Source organism: Promicromonospora sp. NPDC057488 (assembly GCF_042802395.1).
Lineage (GTDB): Bacteria > Actinomycetota > Actinomycetes > Actinomycetales > Cellulomonadaceae > Promicromonospora.
The window spans coordinates 1-9,427 of sequence record NZ_JBHVEG010000214.1 but is presented as its reverse complement, the minus strand read 5'-3'; the positions used below and the strand labels follow the sequence as shown (position 1 = coordinate 9,427).

9 protein-coding genes are annotated in these 9,427 nt (G+C 73.8%); 6 read left to right on the top strand and 3 right to left on the bottom strand.

Features of this window, described 5'->3' with window-relative positions:
* Positions 1–223: 223 nt before the first annotated feature.
* From ACFU5G_RS26895 to ACFU5G_RS26885, 3 genes are all read left to right on the top strand, one after another.
* A complete protein-coding gene (locus ACFU5G_RS26895) occupies positions 224–1,978 on the top strand; it encodes an ABC transporter ATP-binding protein (protein ID WP_377251640.1) in 1,755 nt (584 codons plus the stop codon).
* Positions 1,975–3,792, top strand: a complete 1,818-nt coding sequence (locus tag ACFU5G_RS26890) for an ABC transporter transmembrane domain-containing protein (RefSeq protein ID WP_377251638.1) — start codon at positions 1,975–1,977, stop codon at positions 3,790–3,792. Before ACFU5G_RS26895 ends, ACFU5G_RS26890 begins: the two co-directional genes overlap by 4 nt.
* 127 nt (positions 3,793–3,919) lie before the next feature.
* On the top strand, positions 3,920–4,717 hold the full coding sequence (locus ACFU5G_RS26885; RefSeq protein WP_377251636.1) for a DUF899 family protein: 798 nt from the start codon (positions 3,920–3,922) through the stop codon (positions 4,715–4,717).
* 23 nt (positions 4,718–4,740) lie between these two features.
* Here ACFU5G_RS26885 and ACFU5G_RS26880 read toward each other — a convergent pair whose 3' ends face one another.
* Entirely contained in the window at positions 4,741–5,604 is an 864-nt protein-coding gene (locus tag ACFU5G_RS26880) for an NmrA family transcriptional regulator (protein WP_377251634.1), read from the bottom strand.
* A gap of 91 nt (positions 5,605–5,695) precedes the next feature.
* Here ACFU5G_RS26880 and ACFU5G_RS26875 point away from each other — a divergent pair, with 91 nt between their 5' ends.
* From ACFU5G_RS26875 to ACFU5G_RS26865, 3 genes are read left to right on the top strand one after another with little or no spacing between them, the layout of a single operon-like run.
* Positions 5,696–6,775 (top strand): cupin domain-containing protein, encoded by a 1,080-nt coding sequence (locus ACFU5G_RS26875; RefSeq protein WP_377251632.1) that lies wholly within the window; start codon positions 5,696–5,698, stop codon positions 6,773–6,775.
* 48 nt (positions 6,776–6,823) lie between these two features.
* Positions 6,824–7,390 (top strand): NUDIX hydrolase, encoded by a 567-nt coding sequence (locus tag ACFU5G_RS26870; protein WP_377251630.1) that lies wholly within the window; start codon positions 6,824–6,826, stop codon positions 7,388–7,390.
* Between the two features lie 37 nt (positions 7,391–7,427).
* Positions 7,428–7,754: an L-rhamnose mutarotase gene (locus ACFU5G_RS26865; RefSeq protein WP_036969972.1), complete on the top strand. Its 327-nt coding sequence runs from the start codon at positions 7,428–7,430 to the stop codon at positions 7,752–7,754.
* A gap of 69 nt (positions 7,755–7,823) precedes the next feature.
* Here the strand turns inward: ACFU5G_RS26865 and ACFU5G_RS26860 are convergent, their stop codons facing one another.
* A complete protein-coding gene (locus ACFU5G_RS26860; protein WP_377251628.1) occupies positions 7,824–8,342 on the bottom strand; it encodes a hypothetical protein in 519 nt (172 codons plus the stop codon).
* Positions 8,339–9,328, bottom strand: a complete 990-nt coding sequence (gene sigJ / locus ACFU5G_RS26855) for an RNA polymerase sigma factor SigJ (RefSeq protein ID WP_377251626.1) — start codon at positions 9,326–9,328, stop codon at positions 8,339–8,341. Before sigJ ends, ACFU5G_RS26860 begins: the two co-directional genes overlap by 4 nt.
* Between the last annotated feature and the right edge of the window lie 99 nt (positions 9,329–9,427).

The window sequence follows — 9,427 nt, the reverse complement described above, 5'->3', positions numbered from 1 at the left end:
GGCGTAGACATTGTCTACGCAGCGCAACACACCTCGGGCGGGATGCTTTTCCCTGCATCTTCCACTCGCCGGGTTTGCCCGTCTCTCTGCCCGTCGTCGCGCTTCCGGGGCTGGCCCCCTGCCTGCGCGCTTTGGTAGCGTCCACGTTGTACCAGCCGGTTTTGTCACGGTTGTGGTGCGTGCGGACAGGTGTGGGCGCCCGACGGAGTGAGGCTCATGGGTCATGCGTGACTGGGGATTTCTGTGGACCTACCTGCGGCGTGAACGGCGTCGTACCGCGCTGCTCGGGGTGGTGCTCCTCGCGGGCACGGCGTGCGGCCTGGCCAGCCCGTTCGTGGTGCGGGCCTTCATCGACAGCGTCACCGGGGCGACCGGGGCGACCGGGGCGACCGGCGCCGGACCCGCGATCTACCTGGTCGGCGTGTTCCTGATCGTCGGCGTCGTGCGGTTCGCGCTGCAGGCCGTCGAGGCCGGGCTCGCGGAGTCCGTGGCCTGGCGCTCGACCAACCGGCTGCGGGAGGACGTGCTCGACCACTGCCTGCGGCTGCCCGTCGAGTTCCACTACCGCACCACGCCGGGGGAGATGGTGGAGCGGGTCGACGGCGACATCGGGCTGCTGAGCAACCTCTTCTCGCGCTTCGTGGTCGCGGTGGCGGGCGAGGCGCTGCTCGTGGTCGGGGTGGTCGTGGCCATGTTCACCGTGGAGTGGCGCATCGGGCTGCTGTTCCTGGTCTGCCTGGTGATCGGCGTCGTGCTGCTGCGGCGGGTCGCCGTGCTGGGCCGCGGGGCGCACGTCGGCTACCGGGCCGCGGTGGGCCGCTTCATGGGGTTCGTCGAGGAGCGGATCTCCGGCCTCGAGGACCTCAGGGCGTTCGGGGCCGTGGGGCACACGCTGCGCCGGTACGAGTCGCTGAACTCGGCCCTGCTGCGCGGCGACCTGCGGGCCGCCCTCGTGGGCAGCAGCCTGGTGTGGGCCTCGGCGTCGGTGTTCACCGCCGTCGTCACGGCCCTGGCCATGGCGCTGGGCGGCTGGCGGTTCGGGACCGGCGCGATGACGATCGGCACGGTCTACCTGATCTTCGCCTTCGCGCAGCAGATCCAGGAGCCGCTGATCAACCTGTCCACCCAGCTCCAGGACTACCAGCGGGCGATGGCGGGCCTGCAGCGCACCCGGGCGCTGCTCGACGTCGAGGTCGAGGCGCAGGGCGGGCCGCGCCGGCTCGCCCCGGGCGGCGACGCCGACGGCGCTTCCAGCGCGCTGAGCGTCGAGCTCTCCGGCGTCACGTTCGGCTACGTGCCCGGTCACCCCGTGCTCCGCGACGTCAGCTTCGCGGTGCCCGCCGGGACCAGCGTCGGCGTCGTCGGGCACAGCGGGAGCGGCAAGTCCACCATCGCACGCATGCTCGTGGGGCTCGCGCGGCCCGACGCCGGCACCGTGCGCCTCGGCGGCCATTCGGTCGCGGACCTGGACCTGGGCTCGGTCCGGGAGCACGTGGCGCTCGTCAGCCAGGACGTCTTCGTGCTGGACGCGACCGTGCGCGACAACATCGCGCTGCTCGACGACGCCGTGCCCGACGAGCGGATCCTCGCGGTGCTCGGCGAGCTCGGCCTCGGCCCGTGGCTCGCGGAGTTCGAGCACGGCCTCGACACGCAGATCACCGAGCACAGCCTCTCCGCCGGGCAGGCGCAGCTGCTCACCATGGCGCGCACCCTGCTGCGCGACCCGGCGGTGCTCGTCCTGGACGAGGCCTCGGCCCGGCTCGACCCCGCGACCGAGGAACGGCTCGACCGCGCGCTGGCGCCGCTCGTGCGCAGCCGGACCTCCGTCGTCGTCGCGCACCGGCTGAGCACGCTGGCGCGGGTCGACCGCATCCTGGTCGTCGACCACGGCGAGGTCGTCGAGTACGGCCTGCGGGAGGACCTGCTGGCCGACGACGGCTCCCGGTTCGCCGCGCTGCTCCGGACGGCGGCGGCATGAGGGACGGTGGCATGAAGGACGGCGGCATGAAGGACGGCGGCATGAAGCGCGACCGGACGACCGGGCGGCGCCCGGACCGGGACCTCGGCCGGCTCGGCATCCTGACGCGCGTCACCCGGCGGCACCTGTGGCTGTTCACGGGCGACGTGCTGGTCGGCATCGTCTTCTTCCTCTGCGCGCTCGTGCCCGGCCTCGCGCTGCGCGACTTCCTCAACCAGCTCCCCGGCAGCGACGCCCTCTGGGGCGTGCCGCTCGCGCCTCTGCTCGCCTACGTCGGGTTCAAGGTCGCCAACGCGCTCGGGGCGGCGGCGTGGATGGCCGTCGACACGGTGTTCCGCTACCGCGTCTATACCGACGTCCGCACCAACCTGCTGCGGCAGATGTTCGCCCGGCCCGCCGCGCTGCCGCTCCAGGTGCCCGCCGGCGACGTGCTCACCCGGTTCCGCGAGGACACCGTCGAGGTCGCCGAGGTGCTCGGCAAGCGCGGCATCCAACTCGTCACCTCGTCCCTGGTGCTCAGCGGCGGCTCGCTCGCCGTGCTGTTCGTGATCGACGTCCGGGTGACCGTGCTCGCGGTGCTCCCCACGCTGGCGCTCGCGGTGATCGCGTTCGTGGTGAGCAAGGAGATCAAGCGGCTGCGGGCGGTCAACCTCGCGGCAGCCAGCAGCGTGTCCGCGTTCCTGCGGGAGTGCTTCGCGGGGATCGAGACCATCAAGATCTCCGGCGCCGCGGACGCGATCGGCGGCCGGGTGCGCGAGCTCAACGCGACCCGGCGCCGGGCGGCGGTGCGCGACGGCGTGTTCGGCGGCGTCCTGGCCTCGACCCAGGGCTTCGTGACCCTGCTGGGCTCGGCGCTCGTGATGGTCGTCGTCGCCGACGGCATCCAGGACGGCACCTTCCTGGTCGGCGACTTCGCGCTGTTCGTGTACACGCTCGGCAACCTCGGCACGCTGGTCGCCGCGATCGGCAACTTCGTCAGCAGGTACCAGCGCTTCTCGGTGACCCGCGGCCGCCTCGCGGAGCTGACGCCGAGCGGCACGGCGCGCGCCGTCGTCACGCCGGTGCGCGATCCGGCCGAGGCTTCAGGCCCGGCTCCAGTCCCGGGTAATGCTCGGCCGACCGGCGCGGGCCCGACGACAGCCCCCGACGTCGTGCCCGGCGCCGTGCCCGACGTCGTGCCCGGCGCCGTGCTCGTCGTCGACGACCTGTCCTACACGCACCCGAACGGCGCGCCGTGCTTCTCCGGTGTCGGCCTCACAGCCGCCGCGGGCGACATCGTGCTGGTCACCGGGCAGGTCGGCGCGGGCAAGACGACGCTCGTACGCACATTGCTCGGGCTGCTGCCCAGGTCGGGCGGCACGGTGACGATCCTCGGGGAGCAGCGCGCGCCCGGCGAGGCGTTCACGCCGCCGCTCGCCGGCTACACGCCGCAGGTGCCGCACGTCTTCAGCGGCGCGCTGCACGAGAACGTGCTGCTCGGCCGGCCCCGGCACGATCTGGACGCGGCTCTCGAGGCGAGCACCCTCGCGCGCGACCTCCCGCACCTGTCCGACGGCGCGGACACCGAGGTCGGGCCCAGCGGGCACCGGCTCTCCGGCGGCCAGCTCCACCGGCTCGCGGCCGCCCGCATGCTGGCGCACCCGGCGGCCGTCCGCGTCATCGACGACCTGTCCGCGTCCCTCGACGTGGAGACCGAGCGGCTGCTGGTCCAGCGGGTCGTCGAGGACAGCCGCGACGGGGTGCTGGTCGTGGTCTCCAACCGGCCGCTGCTGCGGGGGTACGCCACCCAGGTGATCGACCTCGACGGGCACTGAGCTCGACCTGCACTGAGCTCGGCCTGCACTGAGCTCGACCTGCACTGAGCACGACCGGTCTGCGATGAGTCGGGAGCCCCGTCGTCGTCGGTACCTGTGACGCACCTCCGACGCTCAGGAGCAGACGATGACCGACACGACCGGCACCACGACCGGCACCACGACCGGCACCACGACCGGCACCTCTACCGGCACGGCACCCGCCCGACCGCCCGTCGTCGACCGGGACGCCTGGCAGGCGGCCCGGGACGAGCTGCTGGCCCTGGAGAAGGCGCACACCCGCGCGGGCGACGCGCTCGCGGCGGCCCGCCGCCGGATGCCGATGACGGAGCTCGACGGCACCGTCCAGGTGGTCGGCCCCGACGGCCCGGTGCCGTTCACCGACCTCTTCCAGGGCCGCGACGAGCTCGTGGTCTACCAGCACATGTGGCACCACGGCGACCCGGTCAGCGGGCAGTGCCCGGGCTGCACCCTGAACGCCTGGCACATCCAGCAGGCGGCCCCGTACCTCCGGGCGCGCGGGGTGTCGTTCGCGATGCTCACCGAGGGCCCCTGGGCCGAGGTCGTCCCGTTCCTGCGCTTCATGGGCTACACCGAGCCCTGGTACTCGGTGCGCGGCCTGGCGGCGCCCGTCGGCGTGGACATGGGGCACATCGCCTGCTTCCTGCGCGACGGCGACCGCGTGTACCTCACCTACCGCACCACGGGCCGGGGCAACGAGCCGGCCGCCGGGATCTTCGGCCTGCTCGACATGACGCCGTACGGCCGGGGCGAGGCCTGGGAGCACGTGCCGGACGGCTGGCCCGCCGGCCAGACGTCCTGCTGGTACTGGGCCACCGACGCCGACGGCGAGGCCACCTGGGGGCCGACCCGCCGGCCGACCCCGCAGTGGACCCGCCCCGGCGCGACGCCCGTGGAGTCCTGAGCCGCCCTGAGCCTCGCTGAGGCTCAGGCCCGCGGCGTCCACGCCCCGGCCGCCGCCGCCTCCTTGGCGAAGACGTCGAACGGGGTGGCCGCCCGGCCCAGGACCCGCTCGACGGTGTCCGTGGTGGCCGTGTTGCGCCCATCGAGCACCTCTTGGAAGAGCCAGGCGAGCCCGGCGGCCTCGTCGGGGTGCACGCCGGCGCCGGTCAGCTCGGCGACGAAGTCGTCCGGGGTGAGCGCGACGTGCTCGACCGGGCGGCCGGTCGCGTCGCTCAGCAGGCGCGCCACCTGGGTGAAGGTCAGCGCCTCGGGACCGGTGAGCTCCAGGACCTTGCCGGCGTGCTTGTCGGTGGTGAGCGCGAGGGTCGCGACGTCGGCGACGTCCTCCAGGCTGACGAACGGCTCGCGCACCTGGTCGGCGGGTACGGCGATGCGGCCGTCCAGCACGCCGTCGAGCAGGAAGTGCTCGCTGAAGTTCTCCTGGAACCAGGAGCAGCGCACCACCGTGGTGGCGGGCGCCGCGGCCAGGGCGATGTCCTCGCAGGCGCGGGCGCCGTCCTCCCCACGGCCGGACAGCAGGACGACCCGCTCGACGCCGTGCCGCACGGCCCGAGCGGTGAACGCGTCGACGACGGCGTCGGCGCCGGGCAGGGCGAGGTCGGGGGAGTAGCAGAGGTAGACGGCGCCCGCGCCGGCGAGCGCGGCGTCCCAGCCGGCGTCGTCGTGCCAGTCGAACGGGACTGCCCCGGTTCGGGAGGTGATGCGGACTTGGCGGCCCTGGGCCCGGAGCCGGTCGGCGACGCGGCGGCCGGTGCGGCCCGTGCCGCCGGTGACGAGGATCGGCGCGGTGGTGGTGGGTGCCGGTGAAACGGTCGGTGAAGTGGTCATGGGTACATCGAATCGCCGGAACGCTGGACGCTGAATAGCCCAGGATCTGCTGTGCATGTCTCAGCGTCCAGTAGTCACCTAGGATGGGCCCATGGACCCGTTGTCGCAGCTCCTGGCGCACCCGCAGGCGGAGGGCGCCTTCACGCTCCTGATGTCGATGCGTGCCCCCTGGGCCGTCCGGGTCGAGGACGAGTCCGCGCTGACCGTCGTGATCGTCACCTCGGGCGGCTGCCGCCTGGAGGCCGGCGACGACGTGCACGACCTCCGGGAGGGCGACGTCGCCCTGGTGCGCGGCCCGCTGCCCTATCGTGTGGCCGACGCCGCGGGCAGCGCGACGGTTGCGGTCATCGAGCCGGGCCAGCGCTGCGTCACGCCCGACGGCGCCCCGCTCGACCTGGCCCTCGCGCACGGGCTGCGGCACTGGGGCAACGACCCCGCCGGCCCGGACACGATGATCGTCGCGAGCTACGCCGACGTCGGCAGCGTGGGGCGGTTCGTCACCGAGATCCTGCCCGACGCCGCCGTCGTGCCGGCGGGTGGCCTCGACCCCGCGCTCGTGGGCCACCTGGCGCGCGAGATGGCCAACGACGGCCTGGGGCAGAGCGTGGTGCTCGACCGCCTCGTGGACGTGGTGACGATCGAGTCGATCCGCGCGTGGACCGCCGCGAACCCGCCGGCGCGCCCGAGCTGGGTGGGCGGGATCGCCGACCCGGCCGTCAGCGCGGCGCTGCGCGCGATGCACGCCGAGCCCGAGCGCGCCTGGACCGTCGCCGACCTGGCGCGCCGGGCCGCCGTCTCCCGCGCGACCCTCGCCGCGCGGTTCACCGAGCTGGTCGGCACGCCGCCGCTGCGGTACCTGACGAGCTGGCGGCTCGCCCTGGCCCGCGACCTGCTCACCGACCGCGCCCGCACGCTCGACGCCGTGGCCAAGCGGGTCGGCTACTCCAGCGGGTTCGCGCTGAGCACGGCGTTCACGCGGGCGTTCGGCGTCAGCCCGGCCGCGTACCGGCGTCGGCTCGCGGAGGGGCCGCGGCAGGTCGGGGCGACGGGGACGACGGGGACGACCGGGACGACGGGGACGACCGGGACGACGGGGACGACCGGGACGACGGGGACGACCGGGACGACGGGGACGACCGGGACGACGGATCGGACGGCGGGCCGGGGCTGAGGCCGGAATGCCCTGGCCGCGCCCGGTGCTCCGCGATACGGTCCCCCGATGCCTGCGCTCCCGAACCCTCCGCTCCCCGGTCCTCCGCCCCCGGGTCGCTCGCTCCCGATGCGCCGGCAGTGCCGTGGTCTCGTCGTCGACGCGCGGGACAGCATCCTGCTCGTCGCTCATGCGATCGACCAGGTGGGCACCGTCTGGATCGGGCCCGGCGGCGGCGTCGACCCCGGGGAGACCGTCGAGGAGGCGCTGCGCCGCGAGCTCTTCGAGGAGGTGGGTCTCGTCGTTCCGGACGAGCAGCCGCTCGCGCCCGTGTGGACCCGCCAGGTCGCCTACCCGCCGGGGATGCCGCGGCCCGGTTTCGCCGGGGTGCACGAGGACTTCTACCTCGTGCGCACCGAGCGGTTCGAGCCGGTGTCGGGCCTCCCGCCGGGCACGCCGGGCCACCCGGACGCCGAGGGGATCGTGGACGCGCGGTGGTGGACGCCGGCCGAGCTGGACGCTGCGGGCGACGGCGCCCTGTTCGGGCCGCGCGGCCTGCCGTCCCTGCTGGCCGCGACCCTCGCCGACGAACGGGCCGGCCTGCTGGGCGGCGAGCCGCGCCGGATCGGGCTCTGACCAGTCGCATCACGCGCCTCTGATACCGTCCGGGTCCGTGGAACGACATGGTCTCGTGGTCGACGTGGTCCCGGAGAAGCGTGAGGAGTACCTGCGCCTGCACGCCGCCGTCTGGCCCCAGGTCGAGGCGACCCTCCAGGCGTGCAACGTGCACAACTACACGATCTTCGTGCTGGAGAACACGCTGTTCGCGTACTACGAGTACACCGGCGACGACCACGAGGCCGACATGGCCCGGATCGCGCAGGACCCGGTGACCCAGGAGTGGTGGACGCACACCGACCCGTGCCAGACCGCCTTCGGCAAGGACGCCGCGCCGGGCGAGGGCTGGCGCGACATGCAGGAGGTCTGGCACCTGGCCTGACGGGGCGGGTGCGGGGGAGACGTCGTCCCCGGGGGCAGGTAACGGAGAGGTAGCAGTGCTACGTCTCCGTTACCCCTCCGGCCGTGTGAGGCTTCCCGGCCGGGCCTGCGGTCGATTGCCGGCCGCGCCTGCGGTCGATTGCCGGCGGCGTCCCGGGACCAGCAGCCCGATCGCCAGCAGGATCGCGACGGCGAGCACCACGACCTGGCCGATCGCCTCGTTCGTCGGCAGGTGCCCGAGGTGCGTCACGTGGTACGCGAAGTGCAGGACGCCGAAGACCGTCCACGCGATCCCGAGCACGCGGCATGCTGCCTGGGAGGGCCGGAACAGCCCGTAGAGGCTCGCCGCGCCGAGCGCGAGGTACATGGCGCCGTGGTCACGGACCAGGTGCTCGTTGTAGGGGCCGTCCTTGGAGACCCACTCGCCGAGCACGGACGGGAAGTGGTCGTAGTAGGCCTGCGGCAGGAAGTACGACCACGCGCCGACGAAGCCGACGATGATCACGGTCGCGACCAGGGACCCGTACTGGACGCGGCCCACCGGCCGCGTCCCGGCCGGTGCGGGTGCTGTGGTTGCCGGGTCAGTCATGGTCGTGCCCTTCGAGCGGGGTCGGTTTCCGGTGGGGTCGGGAGCCAGTGGGTGAGCTTGGCGGGGTTGAGCATGATCCACACGTCGGTGACCAGCTCGTGCTCCACGTGGAAGGTCATGACGCCGGCTACGGTGTCGCCGCTGCGCAGCACGACGCCCAGGCCGTCGGCCAGGGGCTCGAGGTGCTGGGTGAGCTCCGGCATCTTGGCGTCGACGCCGAGCACGAGCCGCGCCACGCGGCCGGGGCCCTCGATGACGTTGAGCGCGGCGGTGACCAGCCCGTTGGCGTCGGTGCGCAGCTCGACGTCGGGCGCGAGCACGCGCATGAGCTGCTCCATGTCGCCCGCCTGCGCGGCGCGCAGGAAGGCCCGGACCGTGCGGTCGTGCTCGTCGCGCGGCACGGCGGCGGTTCGGTGCTCGCGGACCTGGCGGCGTCCGGTCGCGGCGAGCTGGCGGACGGCGGCCGGCGTCCGCCCGACGATCCCCGCGATCTCGTCGAACGGCACGGCGAAGACGTCGTGCAGCACGAACGCGACGCGCTGCGCGGGCGTCATCGCCTCCAGGACCACCAGCAGCGCCGTGCTCACGGCGTCGTCGAGCGTCACCCGGTCCAGCGGGTCGGCGGTGCCGCCCGCAGGAGTCAGGGGAGCCGGCGGAGCGGTGCCGTCGAACAGGTCGGCGGGCAGCGGCTCGGGCAGCCACTGGCCTATGTACCGCTCCCGCCGTCTGCGGGCGGAGGCCAGCAGGTCGAGGGCGATCCGGCTCGCCACGCGCGTCAGCCACCCGGCCGGGTTGGCGATCGCGGTGCGCTCGGCCTCCTCCAGCCGGTACCAGCGCAGGTAGGTCTCCTGCACGACGTCCTCGGCGTCGGCGAGGGTGCCCGTCATCCGGTACGCGAGCGAGAGCAGGCGCCGCCGCTCGGCGAACACGCCGTCCAGCTCGGTGCCTTGATCGTGGTGCTGCTCGCTGTCCCGTTCGTCGTCCACGGCCGGTCCTCGTCCTGTCTCGTTCTCGCTCATCATCACTCTGACGACGCAGCCCCGCGGTGTGTGAGCACCGGACGTGAGGTCGCCCGGTGCTCACAC